Here is a 22942-nt window from a genome sequence, read left to right as displayed (position 1 = left end):
TCTAAATTAAGAATGACAAAATTCTGCTATCCGGTTATTTTAGGATTGTATAAATGCGACAAAATCATAATTTACCATCTGTTGCTTTGCTTTTCGTGCAAATGCACCCGGTGTGGTACCACTGTAACGTTTAAATTCTCTGCTCAAGTGAGACTGATCCGTATAACCTAATTCCTGCGCTAAACTGGCAATACTTAGATTGGGCTCGAACCATAATCGGTTGCGAGCCTGTTCAAAGCGCATGACAGCCGAAACATTTTTAACCGTATAACCTGCCGATTGCTTAAAATTTCTTTCTAAAGTACGTATTGTAACATGAGAAACCGCAGCAACCTCACCAACCGACATACTTCCTCCAGCCACTGTCATGGCGGCACCTGCTTTAGATAACAAAGTGTTAGTGCCAGATTTTACTTCTACTGTCAAAAAATAGTCTTCGACTTTAGCAATTGCCTCTTCAATTTTGTGTGAAGCGATCAGATCGTTCAAAACAGACTGAAGTTTAGCAATAGGATGCTCAAAAGCCTGTACTCCCACCTTACCCTTTTGGGAAGACAATTCAAGCAGATCAAAAACCATCCACGGATAACACCTAATACCGATAATTTCAAGCGAATTGACCGAATTGAAAACAGCCGGCTGATGGAGTAACCCAATCATAAATGGTGATGTCAGTGGTTTCATAACTCCATTAGAAGAAATACGAAGCTCATTTCCAAAATAAAAAATAATTTCAGCATAACCATCCGGTATCACTTCAAAATTCGATGGTACTCTCCCGTAATCAATCTTATCATACCAAAAGCACTTTACGCTTTTTTGTAATTCTTCGGCCGGAATAAATTCCTGATGGTTGGTTTGAAAAGAAAGCATAATTAGAAGAAATTAGAGACAAACGATTATAAAACAAACAAAAGCCATTTCAAAAACTGACCTTATTTTGGCAATAATTCATTTCAAAATTAAGAAATTATTATGTACTATTGCAGCACAACACAAACAACTGTTTATCAACCACAAACACAGAACACCAAACCTTTCAGTGAACTATTCTTAATTTCGACCTTGGTAATTTAAAAGTATAATAGTACAAAACACATCCGATTCTTAGACTTCTAAATCTAAATCTATCCCAACATTAGAATTTCTAATGTAATTCTAATGATCTTCTAATTCCTTTATTTAGATTAAATATAAACAATGATTTAGCTTTGCATTTCTATTTAAGAAGTACATAAATCATGAGGTTTTTATTGTTATTGTTGGTATTCGTTCATTTTTCAGTTTGGTCCCAAAATGGGAATATTAAAGGAAAAGTTACTTTTGAAAATTCTGAATCTGCATTTGGTGCCTCAGTTACAATTGCCGGAACTCAAAAATTTGCCTTAGTTGGTAACAATGGTCAATTTGAAATTAAAAATGTTGCTTACGGTACATACATTCTCGAAATTACATCACTTGAAGCGAAAACTAAAACAGTAAAGGTAACTTTAAACAGTCCTACTGCTCAGGTAAATATCTCATTGGAAAAATCAAATGATCCAAAAGCCTTAAAAGAGGTTGTTGTAAAAAAGACATCGGTAAAAAGAGAAATTATGACCAAAGGTTTCTCTGTCAATGTGATAGAAACTAAAGACGCTGCCACTCGAAATCTGCAAACCAATGAATTACTTGACCGCTCTGCGGGTGTACGAATCCGACAAAACGGTGGATTAGGTTCAAGCGTAAATTACAATCTGAACGGAATGTCCGGAAATGCCATCCGAATTTTTATTGACGGAATTCCATTAGATACCTACGGCTCCTCCTTTAGTCTTAACAGTATACCCCCGGCCTTAATCGAGCGCATCGAAGTGTACAAAGGAGTCACTCCTGCAGAACTCGCTGATGATGCCTTGGGTGGAGCTATAAATGTGATTCTAAAAAAAGGTGCCAAAAATACACTGAATGCCTCTGCTTCTTATGGTTCTTTCAATACTATTCAGTCTAACTTTAATACAACCTATCGCGCAAAATCAGGTTTTACGGTAAAAGGATCCGGTTTTTATAATTATTCTGATAACGATTATGAAGTATGGGGAAGATTTATTTACAATATAGCACCGGACGGAACTCGTGAAGCGGTGCGGGTTAAACGTTTCGAAAACCGATACAGATCCTACGGAGGAAGATTTGAAGCCGGTTTTACCAATGTCAAATGGGCCGACAATTTTCTAATTGGGTTAAATGTCTCTGAAGATCACAATCAAATTCAGCACGGTCAATACATGACAAAACCTTATAAAGGTCGTTTCTCCGAAGCTGATGCGACTGTTTTAAGTCTGAACTACTCTAAAAAAGATTTCCTATTTAAAAAACTGGATTTTTCAACCAACACGGTCTACAGCGGTAAACATCAAATCGTAAATGATACTGTCAGATGGACTTACAACTGGTTTGGTGAAAGAGTAATAGATTTAAGGACAGGCAAACCCCTTTTATCTTATACGGGGGCACAACAAGGTGCACCAACAATCAATACCATCTCAGAGAATGTACTTAGCTCCAGAACCGTATTGACTTATAATCTAAATGAAAAAAACAGATTTATATTCAGCAATTTATTCTATACACTGGATAGAAATGAAGACGATTTAATCAAACCGGAATTTCAAAGAGATTTTGAAGCCACATCTGATTTACAAAAAACGGTTACTTCCCTAGCCTACGAAATGCAGGCTTTTGACTCCCGTCTGAGAACCAATATTTTCGGTAAGTTTTACGAACAAAAAGTAAACCACAGAAAACCGGAATTGGTCACACAAAACGGGCAAACCACGGTAGTGGAAAAGATTAGTAAAAGTACAACTCCGCTATTTGGATACGGGCTGGCCGCTTCCTACTTTGTTACTCCTGAACTTATGATTACGGCATCAGCAGAAAAAGCCATCAGATTACCAGGTGCAACTGAAATATTTGGAAGACCCAGTGAAAATGTACTGGCTAACCCCAATCTAAAACCGGAGCAAAGTAACAATTTCAATTTAGGATTACAATTTGGCCCTTACGCCATAAATACGCACAAAATTTCGGTTGCTGCAACAGGTTTTTCAAGAAATACCCGAGATCGAATTGTTCGTGTCTCCAATGACAGAGTGAATGATGCCATACAGGTTTTACCGTTTGACAATCTGGGACGTGCGCAATCCATTGGCTATGAAGCATCCTTTAATTATAGCTATAACGACCGTTTGTTTGTATCGATGAACCTGTCAAGATTCAACTCCTTATACAAAAAGAAATACGATGATAATGGGAAGGAGCTGGATTTTTACAACAGACAAATCCCTAATGAACCTTTCTTTACCGTAAACGGAAACGTTCAGTACAACTTTAATGAACTGATTCAAAAGAAATCACAGTTGAATTTGTACTACAACTTTGGTTATGTAGATCCTTTTCCAACAATTTGGATTGACGTACCGGATTCCAAAACACCAGCCCAATTTGCACAGGATTTAGGTTTGAGTTATGTTTTTCCGAACAAACAATTTGTGGTAAGTATTGATGCCAAGAACATTTTTGATAAACAAGTTTTCGATAATTACGCTGTTCAAAAACCCGGACGTGCTTTTTATCTAAAACTGAATTATACCCTTAATAACTTTTAATATCTAATTTTTTAATACAATGAATATGAGAAAAAATATGTTTAAACTATTTACATCTGGTCTAGTTTTAGGTGTATTTTCATTGACTACAAGCTGTAGTAGCAATGATGAGAAAACTGCAGATCCAATAAATCCTGAAACAACTGATCGCTGGATTACGGTTTCGGGAGCATTAATGCAGGAAAATCCAGGAGACGGAAACGGGGGAACTATGGTTTATGCCGTAACTAAGAAAAACGCCAAAGATCCAAACTATTCGATTAATGTTTATGCAGATGGTATGCCGGTACAATCCAACAGAACAGCTCGTTTGCAATCTTCTGTAGACGGAAAAACGCTTTTCAACATTACTTATACCGGAGCTAATGGTGGAGAATTTATGACCTATACCGTAAATGGAGCTAAAAACTTTACACAATCAGGTACAACCGTAAACATTTCTCAATATGCAGGAACATCTCCAAGATGGAATAAACTTTTTGACGGAGACAAAACCGGTGTAGCTGTAAATGTAACTTCTCCCGTAATTAAAACAAATCCGGACAAAACGTATATGTATACAAGAGGTACTGCTACTGTTCTTGCTTTAGACCTTAAAGGTATTCGTATTTCAAAATACGATCAGTATGAACTTCCATTAAGCCCTCAGGAAGAAGCTTTGGGACACCATATTTTCCGTTTAGATGCTCCTACGATCAACAAAGCGGGAAACAAAATAATTATCGGGACATGGTTGCGTAAAACGAATCCGGCTACAGGACAAATCGAAACTGCCTATGACCGTTTAGGTGCTAAATCTGTTGTAGTAGATTATCCATCATTAGCGAACCCACAAATTATTTCTTCAAAAGTTGGTTTTGGAGATACGAGCGGTTTCCGTAGCTTCAATAGTTTCTTAGGAACTGACGGTAACATTTATCAGGCTACCCAAAGAGATACCAACAGAGGTTCTTATATTGTAAGAATCAACCAAAACAATCAATATGATGACTCATTTGTAATTAGTCTTGATGCTGCATTAGGTATAAAAGGATCTTATATCGATGCCTGGAGATATGCAGGAAACGGAATTGCTTATGTACTTTACACACAAACCGCAACAGGAAAACAAGGATTTGTTGCAAGAGTAGATTTAAATGCTAAAACGGCTAAAAAAGTAGAAGGCATTGCTTATGACGCAGCTATAGATTTTGGTCAGTACCAAGGTTTTGTAGTGGATGGAAATGAGCTTTACTTAGCGGTTACACCAGTTGGAAAAGACGGAAACATTTACGTTATCGATATCCCAACAGGAGCTGTTACTAAAGGAGCTAAACTGGTAAACAAAGCAGGAAACCATTATATTGGAGTATTCTAAAAAGCTGCACAAGCAGTAAAAGCACTCATAACAATTGTTATTACTTGAGTTTTTTTTTTAATTAAAACATTCCGTTTCAGATTTCTGGGACGGAATGTTTGTTTTTTTAATGATTTCTTTTAGTCACCACCGCACCCTCCACACGAAGAACCGCAAGAACTTCCGCACGAAGAAGTCCCGCATGAAGAAGTCCCGCATGATCCTGAACTGATAAAATTATTTGAAGAAACTGAATTTGTATTGTAATTAATCAATGGCATGAATGAACTTGCTACTATTACATTTCCATAAAGAAAATAATCCCACTCCCAATTCTTTTCATGTGCTGTTACTATCCTTGCCTTATCTTCAAAAACAGAAGGAATAATAGTTGTAAACATTAAATTCAATACCTGATTGATATAATACAACGAAACTAAAACCAAAGGGACAATCGCAAAAAGTAAAAATGTAATAGGCTTACCTCTCCAAACCCCAGTTATAAATCGGCTAAAACCAATGCTTAACAAGAATCCTAAAATACTCATTACAAGGATCACTACATTCGCAAATTTTTTCGAATCAAAAATTCTGTTTCTTATTCTATAGGTAGCTTTCTGAAGCTGCTCAAAAATAGGTTTTTGCGAGGCAGTCTTGCATAATTCCTTATAAGACATTGGCTCAAAATCTTTCATAATCTCGACTATACAATTCTCATATCGATTTTCAACGAAACTTTCATCAATTAATTCTAATCTATCATTTGTTAAAATCTTAATTTTATGATTTATAATCAAATTATTTACCACTCCATGAACGACAGCATCCAGTTTGTTTTCTCTAAAAAACACCATCTCAAGTGCCGTAAGATTCTGCAAAATAAAATTGGACTTAATTGTATCATATAGCGAAAGAAAACTTTTTCGGACGTAAAATTTCAAGAATAAAATTACAACAACAAAAAGCAAAAGATATGCTATAAGGAAATTAGGATTATTAATTTTTATTAAAAATGAAAAGAGAACCAAACACACCGGAAATGACAGAGCGATGGTATAGATTAAAAAGTTTTTTCTAAGTTTTGAAATTTCATAGCTGCTTCTCTCTAAATGTAAAGAATCTAATTCATTATGATAATGCCAAATTTCAGCTAACTGTGGACCAAAATTAACTTCATAAAGCTCCTTTGTCCTTTCTTTTGCCATTTTAAACTTATCAAATTCTGATCTATTATGAGTTGAGGGAATATGTTCTATTCTTTTTCCTAATAAATCACAGAAATCTGAATAAGAATTAGTAAAAATTAAGTGTTGATGCCAGACAATATCAACAATTTCTGAAGGTGAAACCATTTCGTTATTGGTTGCGGCCAGAAAAAGAAACTTTTTATATTCAACTATGGCACTTTGAGTAAAATGAATCGTCCAATGATTCTCTAGTGCTAATCTTGTTGAAAACCCATATTGATCATTTGGTTGATCAAAACTAAATGCTAAAACCTTTTCCCAAAGTGTTTTATTCATAAAATCACTTATATTTTAGTTATACTTTGTACAATTAAATGCACTATTTAACATTACAAATCTTTAGCTAAAATAACATTATTTCTTTCACAAAAAACAAGCTTAAAAATTAAATCTTAAATGTTATATAAATTCAGTTAAGAAAAAAACTTATATTGACTCGCACAATTTCTATAGCAAAAAAAGAAATCAAACAGAATTTGTAAAATTGATGCCATTCGTGGCAAAACGATCACGTTCAACAATGAAATTTATTTAATGATTATTTTATTTTTGAAGTAAATTATCATTTATAAATATTTTTCAATAGTTTTGTGTAATCGATTACATTTAACTTTTTTTATTAATGCTGGCCTACATTCCAACATCAATAAAAAAATCCATAAAAAACTATACCTATGAAAACCAAATCTATTCATCACTTGTTTTTTACAGTGGTATTTTTACTTGTGACCTGTTCCGAACTTACTGCACAAAATTCAGATTCTTATGATACATACAAAGGCATCGAATTTAGAATGCCAAAAGTCAATGAACCGTTAATACCAAATAATACTGTAAATCTAAAAGATTTTGGAGCTGTAAATGGCGGCTATGTTTTAAACACTAAAGCTTTCGCTGATGCCATAGAAGCCCTGTCAAAAAAAGGTGGTGGAAAAGTAATTATTCCACCCGGAATCTGGCTAACAGGTCCGATTATACTAAAAAGCAATATTGAACTTCATGCCCAAACAGGCGCCTTAATTAAATTCTCTACCGACAAAAGTTTATATCCCATTATTGAAACCAGTTTTGAAGGGCTTAACACCTGGCGATGCATCTCTCCTATTTATGGTAAGAATCTGGTAAATGTTGCCTTCACGGGAAGTGGTGTGTGGGACGGTTCCGGAGAAGCCTGGAGACAGGTTAAAAAAAACAAACTGACGGAGGAACAATGGAAGAAATTTATCGCTTCCGGTGGCGTTTTAAATGACAAGAAAGACAGCTGGTATCCTTCTGAACAATATTTAAAAGGCTCCAAAGGTGCTGATCAGAATGTTCGTCACGATCTGAAAACAAAAGAAGAATTTGAAGCCATTCACGACTTCCTTCGTCCGGTTTTAGTGAGCATACAAAACAGTAAAAGAGTCTTATTTGATGGTCCGGTATTTCAAAACTCACCTGCCTGGAACCTTCATCCGTTTATGGTAGAGGATTTAATTGTTAGAAACATAACCGTTCGTAATCCGTGGTTCTCTCAAAACGGTGACGGTCTTGACGTAGAATCCTGCAAAAATGTAATTATCGAAAATTCAAGTTTTGATGTGGGCGATGATGCCATCTGTATCAAATCGGGAAAAGACAAAGACGGTCGTGATCGAGCTGTTGCCTGCGAAAATATCATCGTAAAAAACAACATCGTTTATCACGGGCATGGCGGAGTAACAGTGGGAAGCGAAATGTCGGGCGGAGTGAAAAATCTGCATGTCTCCAATTGTACTTTCATGGGAACGGATGTTGGTTTGCGTTTTAAAAGCACCCGTGGACGTGGAGGAATTGTGGAAAACATTTATATCTCGGATATTTTTATGACCGATATTCCATCACAAGCCATTTCATTTGATTTGTATTATGGGGGAAAATCCATAGCCGAAACTTTGGCCGAAGGCGGAAACACCGTAACTACAAAAGCTGTTCCTGTAAACGAAGAAACACCACAGTTTAAAAACATATCGATTAAAAACATCACCATTAAGGGCGCGCAGCAAGCGGTATTTCTGCAAGGTTTGCCTGAAATGAATCTGGAAAATATCGAAATCTCCAATTTGATTGCCAAAGCAGAAAAAGGCTTTTCGATTATTGATGCGAACGGAATTAAAATCAACAATGCCAAATTAGACATCGAAAATCCTACCGTATTTGAAATCTACAATACTAAAAATATGTCTTTAAAAAATATAACCTTTAATTCGACTTCTGCGAAAGCAATCTCCATTAACGGAGAAGCTTGCCAGAATATTGAGTTGACCGCATCTCCAAAAACAGATTTTTCTAAAACAACTACCCTCGGAGAAACCGTTCCCAAAAATGCTGTGAAGTTTTGAGATTATAACGGGAACGCAACCAAAAGAGTGATTTTGTTTTTCAAAGAAAGCTCACGAAACTCTAAATAGTACAAAAAAAGCGCCTCATCAACTGAGGCGCTTTTCGTTTCAAAATTTAAAATAATAGAAGCCGCGAAGACTATTTCCATCCACCACCTAAGGCGCGATACAAATCGACTACTGCTTGTAATTTTTGTAAATTATCAGTAATCCCGCTTAATTGTGCTGCCAATAGATTTTGCTCTGAAGTTAATACATCGGTATAATTGGTTGCCGAGCTGTACTCTAAAAGCTGTTGTGTGAAATCAACCGCTTTTTCAAGGGCTTCAATTTGTTTTTGTCTTGAATCTTCTTTTTCAACGGCCATTTCATAAGCATACAAAGCATTTGATACCTCCTGCCCTGCTACCAAAAGACTTTGTTGAAAATCATTCAGTGCCTGAACTTGTTTGGATTGTGCTGTTGTTAATCTTGCCTTATTCAGTCCCTGATTGAAAATAGGCTGTGTTAAGCCTCCTATCAAAGAATAAAAAACAGAATTGGTAAAGAAATCCGTTAGTTGCAGGTTAGAGAATCCGCCACTTGCGGTAAGTGTTAAACTTGGATAAAAATACGTTTTAGCCATATTGGTACTTTCAAACGCAGTGCGGAAATTAAACTCGGCCTGACGAACATCCGGGCGGTTTTCCAGCAATTGTGCCGGCATACCTACTGCCAGATTTTCTGGAACGGTCTGATTCCCCAATGTCCCTCTTTCAATAGCGCCCGGAGCTTGTCCCAACAAAATATTAAGAGCATTCTCCGTTTCACGAATACTTCGTTTTAAATCCGGAATCAATACCTCAGCTGCATGTTGATTGGCTTCACTTTGTACCACTGCTGCTCCGGTCACTATTGCACCTTCTTTTAACGCTTTAATCGTTTCCACATTTTTAATACGGCTTTCTAAAGTCGCTTTGGTAATTTCTAATTGTTTGTCATACGCTAACAGCAAAAAATAATTATTCGCAATATCAGCGATCAATTGTGTCTGAATGGCTTGTTTTGCAGCATCTGTAGCAAGATAGGCAGCTAAAGCCGCTCTTTTTGAACTGCTCAATTTTCCCCAAATATCAAGTTCCCAGGAAGTACTTAACCCTAACTTATAGGTTGTTGTCAATGTATTGATATTAATTCCCGGGGGGAAATTCAGTCCCGCCTTTGATTGTTTGTTATGTGTAGCACTCGCATCAAAATTCAGCGTTGGATAATAAGCCAATTTTGCCTGACGCAAAGTAGCTCTCGACTGCACTATATTTTCGATCGCATTCTTTAAATTGAGATTCTGATCTAAACCTTTTTGAATTAAAGCATTCAGTTTTTCATCTTTAAAAACAGTTTGCCACGGCATACTTGCCATAGTAGTCGAATCGGCAGCATTTTGATCACGATACAACTTATCGGTCGAAATAGCCGACGGACGTTCGTATTTCTTGGTAATCGAGCACGCACTCAACAGAGTAACTGCCACTACCACAAGAATATATTTATTAAAACTATGAGTCATTTTTTTTAAATTAAATTACTACTCTTTGTGAGTTTCCATCAATTGCACTTCCTCTTCATCGTCACCTTCATCATCATAATTTTCTTTTGGCGGACCACTCACACGCTCTTGCAATGTCTGAAAAATGATGAACAACACCGGAATTACAAATACTCCTAAAATGGTACCGATCAACATTCCGCCAACAGCACCCGTTCCAATGGATTTATTTCCAACAGCTCCTGCACCCGAAGCAAACATTAAAGGAACAAGTCCCAAAATAAAAGCAAAAGAGGTCATCAAAATCGGACGGAAACGTGCTACCGCTCCTTCAATAGCCGACTGTACAATTGGCAATCCTTTTCGGCGCCTTTCGAGTGCAAATTCGACAATCAAAATCCCGTTCTTGGCCAATAATCCAATTAACATGATTAAGGAAATCTGTAAATAAATATTACTGTTCAACTTGAAAATAATCGAGAACAAATAGGCTCCTGCCAATCCAAACGGAATTGAGAACAGTACAGCAAAAGGCAGGATATAACTTTCGTATTGTGCACTTAGCAGGAAGTAAACAAACACCAGACACAATACAAAAATAAAGATCGTCTCACTTCCTGATGCTAATTCTTCACGCGTTAATCCCGAAAATTCATAACCATAACCTGCAGGAAGACTCTCTGCTGCTACTTCCTGAATCGCTTTAATAGCATCTCCGGAACTATAACCCGGTTTTGGTGCTCCCGTGATTGAAATAGAGGTAAACAGGTTAAATCTTGAGATAGATTCCGGTCCGAATACCCTGGTCATTTTTACGAACTCGGTAATAGGCGCCATGGTTCCGGCGCTGTTGCGGACAAATATTTTGTTCAAACCTTCGGTATTGGTTCTAAACTCCGGAGAAGCCTGAATCATCACACGATATTGCTTTCCGAATTTATTGAAATTGGAAGCATACAATCCACCATAATAACCTTGCATGGTTGATAAAATACTATTGACTGAAACTCCTGCATCTTTTGCTTTTGCCAGATTAATATCCATCATGTACTGAGGGAAACCCGGATTAAAAGGTGTCGTAGCATATTGTATCTCCGGACGTGCCGAAAGCTTGGCCAGAAATTCATTGTTTACTTTATAAAATTCTGCTGTACTGTGACCTCCTTTATCCTGTAACTGAAATTCAAATCCACCACTTTGTCCAAATCCCTGAATCGTTGGCGGGGAAATAAAGAAGATATTGGCTTCACGAATTCCGCTCGTTTTAGCAAACAGCTGACCAATTACATCATCGACACTCAGCTCACGATCTTCCCAGCTTTTCAATCTCACAATTACCATACTATAGGCACTACCCGCACCTGCTGTAAAGTTCTGACCCACGATACGAAGGGTATTTTCGACACCCGGAATGGTGTGCGCTATACTATCGACCTTTTTCGCTACAACGTCAGAACGTTCCATAGAAGCCGAAGGCGGTAAACTGATATTGGCAAAAACTACACCCTGATCTTCCGCCGGAACGAAAGCAGACGGAGTCGTTTTCATCATATAGAACAAAGCTCCCGCAGCAATAAGTATGGATCCCAGTGCCATCCATTTTTTGATGGAAAGGAACTGAACAGAACGTTTGTATTTTTCGGTTACATTGTCGAACGCAACGTTAAATGAGGTATAAAATCTCTGAATAAAACTTTGATGTTTGTGATCGTCAGCATGTGGTTTTAAAAGTAAAGCACACAAGGCCGGACTCAAAGTAAGTGCGTTCACGGCCGACAAAATAATCGCAACCGCCAATGTAATTCCGAATTGCTTATAGAAAACCCCGGTCGAACCTGTGATAAAGGTTACCGGAATAAATACCGCTGCCATGACCAGTGTGATCGAAATGATCGCTCCCGAAATCTCATTCATAGCATGAATAGTAGCTTTCTTAGCCGATTTGTACCCATTGTCGAGTTTGGCGTGTACCGCCTCGACGACTACAATCGCATCATCGACCACAATACCAATGGCCAAAACCATCGCAAATAGCGTCAGCAGGTTAATGGTAAAGCCGAATAAATTCAGGAAGAAGAACGTTCCAACAATAGCAACAGGAACTGCAATCGCCGGAATTAAAGTCGAGCGAAAATCCTGAAGAAAAATAAATACTACAATAAAAACCAGAATAAAAGCTTCTACCAAAGTGTGAATTACCTTCTCAATTGAAGCATCCAGGTTTTCATTGACATTGATTAATACGGTATACTTTATGCCTTTCGGAAACGTTTTTACGGCTTCGTCAATCAATTTTTTAGAATTATTAATGACATCACGTGCATTCGAACCGGGAGTCTGACTAATCGCAATACCTACAGACGGGCGTCCGTTTGTGGTACTGGTCGAAGAATAACTTAAAGAACCCAATTCTACTTTCGCCACATCTTTCAAACGCAATAATTGTCCGTTTCCGGCTGATTTAATGACAATCTCTTCAAATTCTTTTGCGCTTGTTAAACGCCCTTTGTATTTGATTACATATTGAAAAGCCTGATCTCCGTTTTCACCAAATTTTCCCGGTGCCGCTTCAATATTTTGTTCTGCCAAAGCAGCCGAAACATCACTCGGAATCAATTTATACTGTTGCATTACATCAGGCTTCAGCCAGATACGCATCGAATAATCTCTTGAACCGAAAACGGTAACATCTCCTACTCCCACTACACGCTGAATTTGCGGTACTAAGTTGATCTTAGCATAATTTTGAAGAAATGTCTGATCGTAGGCTTTATCATCACTGTACAAAGAGAAAATCAATAAGTTACTACTCTGACTTTTGGTTACGGTTACCCCTGCCTGAGTTACCTCAACCGGCAATAAACTGGTAGCTCTGGAAACCCTGTTTTGTACGTTTACTGCAGCTAAATCGGGATCGGTTCCTACTTTAAAGAAAATTTTTATAGAGGCATTACCATCATTAGTCGCCGTAGAAGTCATATAGGTCATGTTTTCTACACCGTTGATCTGCTCTTCAAGCGGAATTACGATACTTTTCAGGACCACATCTGCATTCGCTCCGGTGTAACTTGCTGCTACATTCACGGTTGGCGGTGCGATGTCCGGATATTGCGCAATAGGAAGCGCGGCCAGTCCCAGTATCCCCAGGATTACGATAATAACCGATATTACCGTAGATAGTACCGGTCGTTGTATGAATATTTTAAACATTTCTTTTTATTTTAAATCCGCGTAAACCGTTTCTGCACTTTGATTCTGAGCTTTAATTTCTGTTCCGTCTTTAAGCGCTGCCACACCTTCCAGAACAATTTGGTCTCCGCTCTGCAAACCGCTTTTTACGACATAATAATTTCCTGCAGTATTTTCTAAAACCGTAATATTAGCATTTTTAGTTTTCCCGTCTTTTCCAACTACCACGGTAAACAATTTATCCTGAAGCTCGAAAGTGGCGCTTTGAGGAACAATAATCGCTTGATTCACTTCGTTTGGAATTCTCACTGTGGTACTGTTTCCGCTTCTGATGATACTTTTTGTATTGGGGAAACGTGCTCTGAAAGTAACGGAACCCGTCTCGGTATTGATTAATCCGTTTACGGTTTCAATACGTCCTTTTTCACCGTAAGCTGTACCATCTGAAAGAAGCAGAGAAACAGCAGGCATCTTTTTAATTTTTTCTGCCAGTGCAATTCCGGAATCTGTATTCTGAGTAAAGTTCAGGAGCTTTTTTTCATTCACTGCAAAATAAGCATATACATTTCCGATGCTTGAAACTGTCGTTAAAGGATCTGCGGTATTAGAACTCACTAAACTTCCCAAACGAAATGGAATAGAGCCCACGACACCGTCAACAGGACTGGTTACTGTTGTATATCCCAAGTTTGTCTTCGCATTTACCAAACTGGCATTGGCCTGCGCCAGTGTTGCTAAAGCCGATTCATAAGTATATTGTGCCGATTCTAAATCGTATTTACTGATGATTCCTTTTTCAACCAACGGCTTTACTTTATTGACTGCCAGTTTAGCCGCACTTAAATTTGCCTGAGCACTTTTGATACTTGCGGCAGCTGTGCGAACTTCCTGCTCGTATTCCGGAGCACTAATTTTAAATAATGGCTGTCCGGCCCTAACCACGGCGCCTTCATCAACAAAAATCTTATCAATATACCCTTCTACCCGCGGACGAATTTCTATATTTTGCTGCCCCTGAATACTCGCAGGGTAATCTGTATATAAAGTAGCCGATTTAGGTTCTAAAGTCAGCGTTTTATATTCTTTAACTTGTGGTGCACCTCCAGCCTGAGCCGCTTTATCATTTTTGTTTCCACACGAAGTGATCACAATAGATGCTGCTAGAATACTTAAAAAAGATTGCTTGTTCATTTTTATGGATTGTATGATTATCTATTTATTAAGGAACAAAAGAACTGAAATAGAACACACAAAATTTTTACAATAGACGAAAAGCCCCCTGCAATCGATAAAGATTAGATGAGAACCGATGGAAGATGTTCCCTGATAAATAAGTATTTTTGTAACAGCCTCGTCGACTCTAAAATGGTTTTTACGGGTTGTAAATCTATTTTGAGCGATTGGTTTTATATGCTGTTCAAATAAAATGTAATATTGTCCCTAAAATCACAACTTACAATGAAACCCCATTTTTTTAAACCGTTTATGTCTACCGGATTACACATCCTGGCCTGGGTATTATTAGGATATATGCAGCTGTTTTATATTCCGCTGACCTGGAATATAGCACTTCCTCCTATATTCTGGATTTGGCAAACCATTGTTTTACTTTTCATGCTTGCGATTTTTTACTATAATGCCAAGGTAATTGTTCCAAAAACCATCATTAAAGACAAAATTGGCCCTTTCCTGTTATGGATTCTATTGATTATTTTCATCATGCAGCTGGCATCCTATTTTTACAACCTCAACACCGATTTGCATAACAAACTGGCTGCGCTTATCCGATTCAAACGATACCGAAATACCTATTTCGATAACTATATTTTTAGCCTCACCTTACTGGTTTTAGCCATCAGTACCAGTTATGCCATGTTGCTGCATTGGCAAAGAGCCGCTCAGCACAAACAAAAACTGGAGCAGGACAAAACGATGACCGAACTGGCTATGCTGAAAGCACAAATCAATCCGCATTTTTTCTTTAATTCGCTTAACAGCATTTACTCCCTTACGTACACCAATATTGAAGATTCCCGTAATGCGCTTCATACTTTAAGCCGAATGATGCGATACCTGCTTTACAGTACCGAAGGCGAAAGAACAACTTTATTGAAAGAAGTAGATTTTATGAAGGACTTTATTGCTTTAATGAAGCTACGTGCCAACAGTAAACTGACTATTACTGGTGATATTCCGGAAAAAATTCAGGATTATCCTATTGTACCGATGCTTTTACTGCCTTTAGTCGAAAACGCCTTTAAACATGGTGTACATGCTACAGACAAAAGCGAGATTCATTTTGCGCTGAAACAAAACGGAACCCTGCTTGAATTTGAAGTAGAAAATACTTTTTTCGAAAAAACAGCTCCAACAGAACAGGGCGGAATTGGTTTAACCAATACCAAACGCCGATTACACCTTATCTATCCTGACAACCACAGTTTAACGGCCGGTATTGATCCAAACGGAAAATATAAAGTAAACCTGCAAATAACTTTAGAACAATGATTGTATTAAAATGTATCGCAGTAGACGACGAACCGCTAGCCTTAAAATTGGTGGAAACTTTTATAGAACAAACTCCTTTTCTACAGTTGGTTCAAAGCTGTGATAATGCTATTGAAGCTATGAGTCTGATACGGGAACAACAACCCGATATTATTTTTCTGGACATCAATATGCCGAATTTAAGCGGTATGGAACTTGCCCGCCTTTTACAGGAACAGCAGGGAACATTACCGAAAATAATTTTCACCACAGCTTACAATCATTACGCTATTGAAGGCTATCGGGTCAACGCTGTTGATTATCTTTTAAAACCCTTTAGTTATGAAGAGTTTTTAAGAGCTGCCAGCAAAGTTTTACAATTAACAGAAGAGGCCTCCGGTCAATTTCAGTCCATTACCGCAGATGATGATGATTTTATTTTTCTGAAAGTAGAATACCAGTGGGTTCGAATTTCATTAAAAGACATCTTGTATATCGAAAGCCTCAAAGATTATGTGAAAGTACATCTTGAAAATTCCCCAAAAGGGTTAATGTCTTTGATTTCTTTAAAAGCACTCGAAGAAAAACTATCCTCCCAAAAATTTATGCGAATCAACCGTTCCTTTATAGTTGCACTGGACAAAATAAACTCCATCAGTAAAAACTCCATATTCATTAATAAAACCGAGATCACGGTTGGTGAACAATACAAAGAAACCTTTAAAACCATTGTAGACAAATGGTTGAAATAGAAGTTAAAAAATAATACCATGCAAAAAAGATCAAACAAATATTACCTGACTTTAAGCTTAAAAGAATACGCAAACGGCGAAACAGAACCCGCAAAAGAACTTGGAATAGAATTCGACAATCATGATGAAATATTTGATATCATCGAAAAAATAAAGGCTAAAAAACTGTTTGAAAATCCACACGAAGCCACCCAATTTGCACTTGGTCTCAAATTGTTCAGCGAAATAAAACTAAAGCACCGCAACAATCCTCTATTTGAAGAATTGAATGAAGTCTTTCCGGTTTTTATGAAAAAATTAAAAAGTTTATAATAGTAATGTATCGGGTGTAATTCATTTAACACATAGAAACACAGGCTCTGTATCTATAAAAAAGGCGTTACACTTCGTTTGAATGCGCATAGACTCTTATGTGAAAGAAATAAATTTCTTTTTTGATTTCTTTATTTGACTAAAATCTATGTTTCTATGCGTTAAATCATTTTTTTTTTTTTTTACGAACACCAATAAAAAAGGCTGAAACGTTGTTGTTTCAGCCTTTTTTATATCAAACTAAAGAATCAGTTAATGACAGTTCTCCATTTCGATAATCGAAAATCCCTGTTTAAGAATCTGACTTTCCACAGTCTCAGGAGCCTTGTCAATATGACAAAATTTGCATTCCTTTGAGGTCAGTGGTTGCCCTTCCTGTGCTACTGTTTTAAGATACTTTTTGCCATATTCAAAAATCTGGTTTTCATCAACCGTACGTTCGTCAACCAGAATATCAAAATGCATTACTGTTCCGTCTTTTCGGGTTACATAGGTATCCCACACTGCTATTTTCATACGATTTACATTTTACATCTCACCTCTCACAGTGAATCTATCCAATTACATCTGCTATAGAAGCACCAAAATTAATATGAAGCACATTTCCGTTTGGCGTTACCAAAGCCGGAACCGATTGCAATCCTGCTTTTTGAGCTTCTGCAATTCTCGATTTATCGACACCCAGATCGACAACTTCAACCTCAGTAGGATTAATTAAACTTAAAATATCCTGTTCTGCACTAATACAAACCGGACAGCCGGCATGATAAAAAATTGATTTACTCATTTTAATTTGTTTTAAATTTGACTTTATTGTCTGTACAAAATTACTTCGATTCAGGATCTGCTATATAATCCAGTTTTTTCATTTATAGTCCTAATCTGGTCCAGTTTACATCCAATCTGGACTATTACTTATACTAAAAACTGGATCTTTTAAGTACTTCTGCTTACCGCTACTTTTGCCTCATGAAAGAAGATATAATTTTCAACTTAAAACAGGTTCATCAACGCATGGAGAATGCCTGTAAAAGTTCCGGCAGAAATGTATCAGATGTGAAACTATTACTGGCGACTAAAACCGTTTCCGCAGCAGACATTCAAATTGCGATCAATGCCGGAGAGACACTCATTGGCGAAAACAAAATGCAGGAACTCCGTGATAAAAATTCGGCACTAAAAGATTTAAAAATCGAACGCCATTTTATTGGCCATCTTCAAACCAATAAAGTCAAAGACGTTCTTAAGTACGTCACTTGTATTCAATCTCTCGACAGACTAAGTTTGGCCAATGAATTAGACAAGCAATTGCAAAAAGAAGGACGAACACTGGAGGTTTTTATACAATTAAACACTTCATTTGAAGAAAGTAAATTCGGACTGCCTCCAACAGAAGTACTTTCATTTATTCAAAAGATAAAACGTTACGAAACTCTTAAGATTAAAGGACTAATGACTATTGGATTGCTGGATGTCGAAAAAGAAAAAATGCGTCCGTCATTGCGTTTACTTCGAAAAACAAGAGATGAAATTTACGCGGCCGAAATTGAAGGGATCAATAATTTACAACTTTCAATGGGAATGTCACAAGACTTAGAACTGGCTATTGCCGAAGGTTCGAATCTGATACGAATTGGAACTTCAATTTTTGGAAACCGCTTTTTAGGAAAAGAAATCTGGAACGAAAATATTGCAGAATAAAGTCTAATTTTGCACCAAATAAAATCGCAAATGAATCTGCACGAACTTATTGTAAACGATACCGAAAAAATAGCACTGGAAGATTTACTTTTTAGCACAGAGAATAAAACGGTATTAATTCAGACGATCAAAGAACATAAATACATCGAAGAATTAAAAAAGTACAATCTCAAAGTAGACAACAAAATACTACTGCACGGGCATTCCGGCTGTGGTAAAACCACTACCGCAAAAGCCATTGCAAACGCTTTAAACAAGAACATTGTTATTGTGAATCTCAGTACCCTAATCGATGCTAAAATTGGAGAAACTTCTAAAAATGTAAAAGTGTTGTTTGATAAAGCAATTCGTGAAAAAGCAGTTTTATTTCTCGATGAATTTGATCAGATTGGTAAAAGCCGTGACAGCCAGGACAAAGATGTTGCCGAAATGAAACGCCTGGTAAATACGATCATTCAATTGATTGATTATCTTCCGGCAGACAGTTTACTCATTTGTGCAACCAATTATTACGACAGTATAGATACAGCTTTGCTGAGAAGATTTCAAATCAAATTAAAATTTGAAATGCCCGATAATACACAACTGAATGCCTATTATGATAAACTGCTTGCTTATTTTCCGATTCATCTTCAGGAAATTAAACGCAACTATAATGTATCTTATGCAGAAGCCAAAGACTATGTGCATACCACAATGAAAAAGCAAATTATTGCCGAACTGGAGCTCCAGGAGCAACAAAAAACAGAAACAGTAGAGAATATTGTGGACTGTTAAAAATCATTCTGTTTATCAACAATCGTAACTCCTTAATATTCTAGCGTTTTATTGCAAATAGAAGCATCATTTTATTACTTCTGATTTATAAAATTGTTTCATTCTAATATAAACACTCGAAACGGTTAAAAAGGGCTGTAAGCCCTAAAGCACAAACATAGTGCAACGCACTATGAACTAAACTAATGCTACAAATAGCCCTGAAAGGGCGTGGGCAAACAGGAGATACTATAGCGTTTTTAATAAAAAACTTCTACTTTAAAAATACCATAAAAAAAATACCTCATTGCTGAGATATTTTTTTATGAGTGTGAAATCATTGAAAATTAAGCTTTTGCTTTTCTTTTTACCGTACAGCCAATTTCTTTAGTTTGTGTAACGGCAGGTTTTTTATTGCTTTTTAATGCTGCGATCACCTCTTCAGCATACTTTGTTTTTTCGGTTTTAGTTCCTTCGGGATCGCTGTCAATTGCTCCTACATATTCTACCACATTTCCTTTATCGGTTTTAGAAACGATAAAAAGATGCGGTGTACGTTTTGCCCCATACTGATCGGTAACTTTTTGTCCGGCATCAAATAAATAAGGAAACGGATATTTTTTATCTTTTGCCAATTCCTGCATTTTATCAAAAGAATCCGCCTTAGAAACTTCAGGATCATTTGGATTAATGGCAATTACCGGATAACCCTGAGCTTTGAACTTTTTGTCCAATTCAATTATTCTTTGCTCGTACGCTACCGCATAAGGGCACGTATTACAGGTAAAAACAACGATGTATCCTTTTGCTTTTGGAAAACTGGCAAAGGAAACTTCTTTTCCGTCTACGTTTTTCAATTTAAAATCCGGAGCCGTTTCGCCGGCTTTAAGGGTTGTACTCTGAGCCTGAGAAAGCAGCAGATTAAACAAAAACAGAGTCACAGCAGTAATAAACTTATTCATAATTTACAGTTTTTTATATTCAGTTAATAATTGTTCATAGGTAAATTCAGATTCAATAAATTTTCTTTTATCTTCTTTAATAAATAAGGTTGCCGGAATGCTTCCTGACCAGTCTTTATCAATGCGGTCTATATATTCCTGCGGATTGCTTTCGTTTAACAGAAAAACTTTATTTTTCAGGTTTTTTCTTTTCACAAACGGAACTACAGCTGAGTTTAACTTAGATTTAAAATCCACACTTACCAATAAAACCGCTAATTTATCTGATTTATGATCCGCCTTTAACTTTTCAAAATGAGGCAGCTCTTTAATGCAGGGTGCACACCAGGTAGCCCAGAAATTAACAACATAAGTACTGTCTTTGCCGTTCTTAATTCTTTCGTTCAGCTGATCGATGTTTAACAGTTTTACATTCTGACTATAACCGCTTACGGAGAAAGCAAATACAACAAAAATTCTTAATACATTGATTTTCATACCTGTTTGTGCTATTTTTCTTTTTTGCCTTACAAATATAAACGAATGCCAATTTGCTTTTTGTTAATAAAAGTTTAATGCGAAATAAATTTAGTTTGTTATTACGATGTTGATGTCGTTAACAAACAAGAGTGCTTCCATATTACTCATATTCGTCATCGATAAAACGCCATTCTTGTTCTCATTTATAGCGTTTATTCTAAAACAATATTCATCACCGTCCTTATCCATCAACGTTACAAATTCGAGTGTATCATCTGAATTATTCTGGCAGCTGTTTGAAATAGTGTATCGGTACATCACTTTAAAAGTATTTTTGTCGTAATTGAAAACTTTTCCGTCTGCAGTAAAAACCCACCTTGTATTTCGATTGGCATCGGCGTACCAGGTTCCGACAATTTTTTTAGAGGAAGGATCTGTACTTTGACTGTAACCTGTTATTACAGCCATTTGAAACAACAACACAAAAAATAACAATAGCTTTTTCATCGTTTATATCATTTAATTATACTAAACCGTTGGTTGTAATTAATAAAAAAATCATTTAACACCTAGTAGTCTCTGCATGTTTTAAACTAAGTGAAACGCCTTTTGTGAAAGTGTTACATCTATGTTTCTATGCGTTTAAAAATAACTACGCTCAACAGATGTTATTTTATTCTAAAGTTAGATCAAACTTACTATTCTACTCTTTTGAGAAAATCTCCAATTGTTTGAAAACCGGAACTAATGATGCTCCTTTTTCAGAAAGATGGTATTCGATATGCAAAGGTTTTAAACGAACTACTTTTTTGTCCAGGATTCCGAAATCTTCCAGCTCCCGAAGTGCCGTTGCAACAGATTGTTTGTTCGCTCCTTTAAGCTCTCTTAAAAGTGCGTTGAAACGCAAAGGACCAGTAACGGCCAGCAAAAAGATCTGTGGTTTCCACTTGCCCGAAAGCAATTTTAAAAGCCCTTCTGCCGGGCATTCATTCTCCGTTTCTGATATATTTGCTGTAGTCATATTTTTTAGACTAATTGACTTGTGATTAAAGATGGACGAACTTTACAGTAAAATTATAAAATTTAAACCGAAGCGTAAATCTAAAACAGTTATTTATGAAAAGACTGTCGCTATTATTAATTCTGATCTGCAGTACAAACTGTCAATCACAAATAAATTCAAAAATGAGTACAGACAAAACAAATCCACTATTATGTGATCCTGAAACGGGAACCTGCGAAATGCCAATTCACGAAAAAGCAAAGGAAACTGCCATCATTCCAACAGCAGATAAACCGATAAAAATTATTTATTATACTGATCCCATCTGTTCTTCCTGTTGGGGAATTGAACCTCAGTTAAGAAAACTAAAACTCGAATACGGCAATTATATCGATATTGATTACAGAATGGGCGGTTTACTTCCGGACTGGTCTTACAATAGTGGCGGAATCAGCAAACCATCAGATGTCGCGCATCACTGGGAAGAAGCAAGTTTGTACTATGAAATGCCTATCGATGGAAATGTATGGCTCGAAGACCCACTCGATTCTTCCTATCCATCTTGTATTGCGATGAAAGCAGCGCAAATTCAGAGTAAAGATAAAGCGGTAAAGTTTATACGGATTCTTAGGGAGAAATTGTATCTCGAAAGGAAAAATATTGCGAAATGGGAAAACATTTCTGAAGCGGCTGAACTTTCCGGTTTAGAGATCAAAAAATTAAAATGGGATTACGAAGGAGAAGCAAAAGTACTTTTTCAGGAAGATCTAAACTATGCCAGAAGTCTTGGCGTACGAGGCTTCCCTACTTTGTTTTTCTCTGATGGGAACCAAAATCAATTAACCGTTTATGGTTCTAAACCTTATGCCTCTTATGAAAATGCAGTATTAGCCCTGTTTCCTGACGCTAAAAAGAAAAAAACAGCAACTGAGCACCCATTAGCTCTATTTGAAATTTATCCTACTCTTGCGCCAAAAGAGTATGCCGTTATTCTGGATATTTCTTATGCCGAAGCCCATACAATTCTGGAGCAATTATTTGAAAAAGGAGAACTAAATAAAAAGTCAATAAAAAAAGGTGTTCTGTATGGTAAAAAATAATCTCTTTTAAAACCAATTGTTCAAATAATCAATAGAATTGACAATAGCCGCTAAGTACTAAAATTTAGCGGTTATTTCTATAAAGGGGTATTTGTACTAAAAT

General features: G+C 36.7%; 20 protein-coding genes. 9 read left to right on the top strand and 11 right to left on the bottom strand.

From position 1 onward, the window contains the following. Nucleotides 1-39: 39 nt before the first annotated feature. Nucleotides 40-873 carry a helix-turn-helix domain-containing protein gene (locus JO950_RS11590; RefSeq protein ID WP_202702786.1) on the bottom strand — a complete coding sequence of 278 codons (834 nt, stop codon included), beginning with the start codon at nucleotides 871-873 and terminating at the stop codon, nucleotides 40-42. A 368-nt stretch (nucleotides 874-1241) separates the two neighbouring features. On the opposite strand from JO950_RS11590, the gene JO950_RS11585 reads away from it, so the two are divergent. Both JO950_RS11585 and JO950_RS11580 read left to right on the top strand, forming a co-directional pair. Beyond that, nucleotides 1242-3650 (top strand): TonB-dependent receptor domain-containing protein, encoded by a 2409-nt coding sequence (locus tag JO950_RS11585; RefSeq protein ID WP_202702785.1) that lies wholly within the window; start codon nucleotides 1242-1244, stop codon nucleotides 3648-3650. A 25-nt stretch (nucleotides 3651-3675) separates the two neighbouring features. Further along, the gene (locus tag JO950_RS11580; RefSeq protein WP_202702784.1) at nucleotides 3676-5007 is read left to right on the top strand and encodes a hypothetical protein; all 1332 of its coding nucleotides are present in this window, start codon (nucleotides 3676-3678) and stop codon (nucleotides 5005-5007) included. 119 nt (nucleotides 5008-5126) lie between these two features. Here the strand turns inward: JO950_RS11580 and JO950_RS11575 are convergent, their stop codons facing one another. Beyond that, nucleotides 5127-6509, bottom strand: coding sequence for a hypothetical protein (locus tag JO950_RS11575; protein ID WP_202702783.1), 1383 nt, complete (start codon nucleotides 6507-6509; stop codon nucleotides 5127-5129). 398 nt (nucleotides 6510-6907) lie between these two features. Here JO950_RS11575 and JO950_RS11570 point away from each other — a divergent pair, with 398 nt between their 5' ends. Beyond that, a complete protein-coding gene (locus tag JO950_RS11570; RefSeq protein WP_202702782.1) occupies nucleotides 6908-8593 on the top strand; it encodes a glycoside hydrolase family 28 protein in 1686 nt (561 codons plus the stop codon). A 139-nt stretch (nucleotides 8594-8732) separates the two neighbouring features. Here JO950_RS11570 and JO950_RS11565 read toward each other — a convergent pair whose 3' ends face one another. The 3 genes from JO950_RS11565 to JO950_RS11555 are packed head-to-tail and all read right to left on the bottom strand — an operon-like array spanning nucleotide 8733 to nucleotide 14498. Next, a complete protein-coding gene (locus JO950_RS11565; RefSeq protein ID WP_202702781.1) occupies nucleotides 8733-10139 on the bottom strand; it encodes an efflux transporter outer membrane subunit in 1407 nt (468 codons plus the stop codon). 18 nt (nucleotides 10140-10157) lie between these two features. Continuing rightward, nucleotides 10158-13328, bottom strand: a complete 3171-nt coding sequence (locus tag JO950_RS11560) for an efflux RND transporter permease subunit (RefSeq protein WP_202702780.1) — start codon at nucleotides 13326-13328, stop codon at nucleotides 10158-10160. A 6-nt stretch (nucleotides 13329-13334) separates the two neighbouring features. Continuing rightward, nucleotides 13335-14498 carry an efflux RND transporter periplasmic adaptor subunit gene (locus JO950_RS11555; RefSeq protein WP_202702779.1) on the bottom strand — a complete coding sequence of 388 codons (1164 nt, stop codon included), beginning with the start codon at nucleotides 14496-14498 and terminating at the stop codon, nucleotides 13335-13337. A 267-nt stretch (nucleotides 14499-14765) separates the two neighbouring features. Between JO950_RS11555 and JO950_RS11550 the strand changes: the two genes are divergently transcribed. From JO950_RS11550 to JO950_RS11540, 3 genes are read left to right on the top strand one after another with little or no spacing between them, the layout of a single operon-like run. Next, nucleotides 14766-15815, top strand: a complete 1050-nt coding sequence (locus tag JO950_RS11550; RefSeq protein ID WP_202702778.1) for a sensor histidine kinase — start codon at nucleotides 14766-14768, stop codon at nucleotides 15813-15815. After that, nucleotides 15812-16546, top strand: a complete 735-nt coding sequence (locus JO950_RS11545; protein WP_202702777.1) for a LytTR family DNA-binding domain-containing protein — start codon at nucleotides 15812-15814, stop codon at nucleotides 16544-16546. Before JO950_RS11550 ends, JO950_RS11545 begins: the two co-directional genes overlap by 4 nt. An 18-nt stretch (nucleotides 16547-16564) precedes the next feature. After that, the gene (locus tag JO950_RS11540; RefSeq protein WP_202702776.1) at nucleotides 16565-16858 is read left to right on the top strand and encodes a DUF3861 domain-containing protein; all 294 of its coding nucleotides are present in this window, start codon (nucleotides 16565-16567) and stop codon (nucleotides 16856-16858) included. A 252-nt stretch (nucleotides 16859-17110) separates the two neighbouring features. On the opposite strand, the gene JO950_RS11535 is transcribed toward JO950_RS11540, so the two are convergent. Together JO950_RS11535 and JO950_RS11530 are read right to left on the bottom strand one after the other, a co-directional pair. Continuing rightward, nucleotides 17111-17374, bottom strand: coding sequence for a DUF2024 family protein (locus JO950_RS11535; RefSeq protein WP_202702775.1), 264 nt, complete (start codon nucleotides 17372-17374; stop codon nucleotides 17111-17113). A gap of 37 nt (nucleotides 17375-17411) precedes the next feature. Continuing rightward, nucleotides 17412-17645, bottom strand: coding sequence for a thioredoxin family protein (locus tag JO950_RS11530; protein ID WP_202702774.1), 234 nt, complete (start codon nucleotides 17643-17645; stop codon nucleotides 17412-17414). A gap of 182 nt (nucleotides 17646-17827) precedes the next feature. Here JO950_RS11530 and JO950_RS11525 point away from each other — a divergent pair, with 182 nt between their 5' ends. Together JO950_RS11525 and JO950_RS11520 are read left to right on the top strand one after the other, a co-directional pair. After that, nucleotides 17828-18559 carry a YggS family pyridoxal phosphate-dependent enzyme gene (locus JO950_RS11525; protein ID WP_202702773.1) on the top strand — a complete coding sequence of 244 codons (732 nt, stop codon included), beginning with the start codon at nucleotides 17828-17830 and terminating at the stop codon, nucleotides 18557-18559. A 30-nt stretch (nucleotides 18560-18589) separates the two neighbouring features. After that, entirely contained in the window at nucleotides 18590-19336 is a 747-nt protein-coding gene (locus tag JO950_RS11520) for an AAA family ATPase (protein ID WP_202702772.1), read from the top strand. Nucleotides 19337-19662: 326 nt separating this feature from the next. Here JO950_RS11520 and JO950_RS11515 read toward each other — a convergent pair whose 3' ends face one another. The 4 genes from JO950_RS11515 to JO950_RS11500 all read right to left on the bottom strand — a co-directional run bounded on the left by JO950_RS11515 (nucleotide 19663) and on the right by JO950_RS11500 (nucleotide 21757). Then, complete coding sequence (locus tag JO950_RS11515) at nucleotides 19663-20277, bottom strand: thioredoxin family protein (protein ID WP_202702771.1); 615 nt, start codon at nucleotides 20275-20277, stop codon at nucleotides 19663-19665. Between the two features lie 3 nt (nucleotides 20278-20280). Then, nucleotides 20281-20754 (bottom strand): TlpA family protein disulfide reductase, encoded by a 474-nt coding sequence (locus tag JO950_RS11510; protein ID WP_202702770.1) that lies wholly within the window; start codon nucleotides 20752-20754, stop codon nucleotides 20281-20283. Between the two features lie 90 nt (nucleotides 20755-20844). Beyond that, nucleotides 20845-21243: a hypothetical protein gene (locus JO950_RS11505; protein WP_237732342.1), complete on the bottom strand. Its 399-nt coding sequence runs from the start codon at nucleotides 21241-21243 to the stop codon at nucleotides 20845-20847. A gap of 196 nt (nucleotides 21244-21439) precedes the next feature. Beyond that, nucleotides 21440-21757 (bottom strand): helix-turn-helix domain-containing protein, encoded by a 318-nt coding sequence (locus tag JO950_RS11500; protein WP_202702769.1) that lies wholly within the window; start codon nucleotides 21755-21757, stop codon nucleotides 21440-21442. 164 nt (nucleotides 21758-21921) lie between these two features. Here JO950_RS11500 and JO950_RS11495 point away from each other — a divergent pair, with 164 nt between their 5' ends. Further along, nucleotides 21922-22839 (top strand): DsbA family protein, encoded by a 918-nt coding sequence (locus JO950_RS11495; protein ID WP_202702768.1) that lies wholly within the window; start codon nucleotides 21922-21924, stop codon nucleotides 22837-22839. Nucleotides 22840-22942: the final 103 nt, after the last annotated feature.

The organism is Flavobacterium sp. UGB4466 (genome assembly GCF_903469665.1).
Classification (GTDB): Bacteria; Bacteroidota; Bacteroidia; order Flavobacteriales; family Flavobacteriaceae; genus Flavobacterium; species Flavobacterium lipolyticum.
The sequence above is the reverse complement of the archived record's forward strand: the minus strand, read 5'-3'. Positions and strand labels throughout refer to the sequence as shown.

Coding starts and splice junctions, on each gene's coding strand:
- JO950_RS11590 (WP_202702786.1), bottom strand. CDS start 873: ATGCTTTCTTTTCAAACCAACCATCAGGAATTTATTCCGGCCGAAGAA.
- JO950_RS11585 (WP_202702785.1), top strand. CDS start 1,242: ATGAGGTTTTTATTGTTATTGTTGGTATTCGTTCATTTTTCAGTTTGG.
- JO950_RS11580 (WP_202702784.1), top strand. CDS start 3,676: ATGAGAAAAAATATGTTTAAACTATTTACATCTGGTCTAGTTTTAGGT.
- JO950_RS11575 (WP_202702783.1), bottom strand. CDS start 6,509: ATGAATAAAACACTTTGGGAAAAGGTTTTAGCATTTAGTTTTGATCAA.
- JO950_RS11570 (WP_202702782.1), top strand. CDS start 6,908: ATGAAAACCAAATCTATTCATCACTTGTTTTTTACAGTGGTATTTTTA.
- JO950_RS11565 (WP_202702781.1), bottom strand. CDS start 10,139: ATGACTCATAGTTTTAATAAATATATTCTTGTGGTAGTGGCAGTTACT.
- JO950_RS11560 (WP_202702780.1), bottom strand. CDS start 13,328: ATGTTTAAAATATTCATACAACGACCGGTACTATCTACGGTAATATCG.
- JO950_RS11555 (WP_202702779.1), bottom strand. CDS start 14,498: ATGAACAAGCAATCTTTTTTAAGTATTCTAGCAGCATCTATTGTGATC.
- JO950_RS11550 (WP_202702778.1), top strand. CDS start 14,766: ATGAAACCCCATTTTTTTAAACCGTTTATGTCTACCGGATTACACATC.
- JO950_RS11545 (WP_202702777.1), top strand. CDS start 15,812: ATGATTGTATTAAAATGTATCGCAGTAGACGACGAACCGCTAGCCTTA.
- JO950_RS11540 (WP_202702776.1), top strand. CDS start 16,565: ATGCAAAAAAGATCAAACAAATATTACCTGACTTTAAGCTTAAAAGAA.
- JO950_RS11535 (WP_202702775.1), bottom strand. CDS start 17,374: ATGAAAATAGCAGTGTGGGATACCTATGTAACCCGAAAAGACGGAACA.
- JO950_RS11530 (WP_202702774.1), bottom strand. CDS start 17,645: ATGAGTAAATCAATTTTTTATCATGCCGGCTGTCCGGTTTGTATTAGT.
- JO950_RS11525 (WP_202702773.1), top strand. CDS start 17,828: ATGAAAGAAGATATAATTTTCAACTTAAAACAGGTTCATCAACGCATG.
- JO950_RS11520 (WP_202702772.1), top strand. CDS start 18,590: ATGAATCTGCACGAACTTATTGTAAACGATACCGAAAAAATAGCACTG.
- JO950_RS11515 (WP_202702771.1), bottom strand. CDS start 20,277: ATGAATAAGTTTATTACTGCTGTGACTCTGTTTTTGTTTAATCTGCTG.
- JO950_RS11510 (WP_202702770.1), bottom strand. CDS start 20,754: ATGAAAATCAATGTATTAAGAATTTTTGTTGTATTTGCTTTCTCCGTA.
- JO950_RS11505 (WP_237732342.1), bottom strand. CDS start 21,243: ATGAAAAAGCTATTGTTATTTTTTGTGTTGTTGTTTCAAATGGCTGTA.
- JO950_RS11500 (WP_202702769.1), bottom strand. CDS start 21,757: ATGACTACAGCAAATATATCAGAAACGGAGAATGAATGCCCGGCAGAA.
- JO950_RS11495 (WP_202702768.1), top strand. CDS start 21,922: ATGAGTACAGACAAAACAAATCCACTATTATGTGATCCTGAAACGGGA.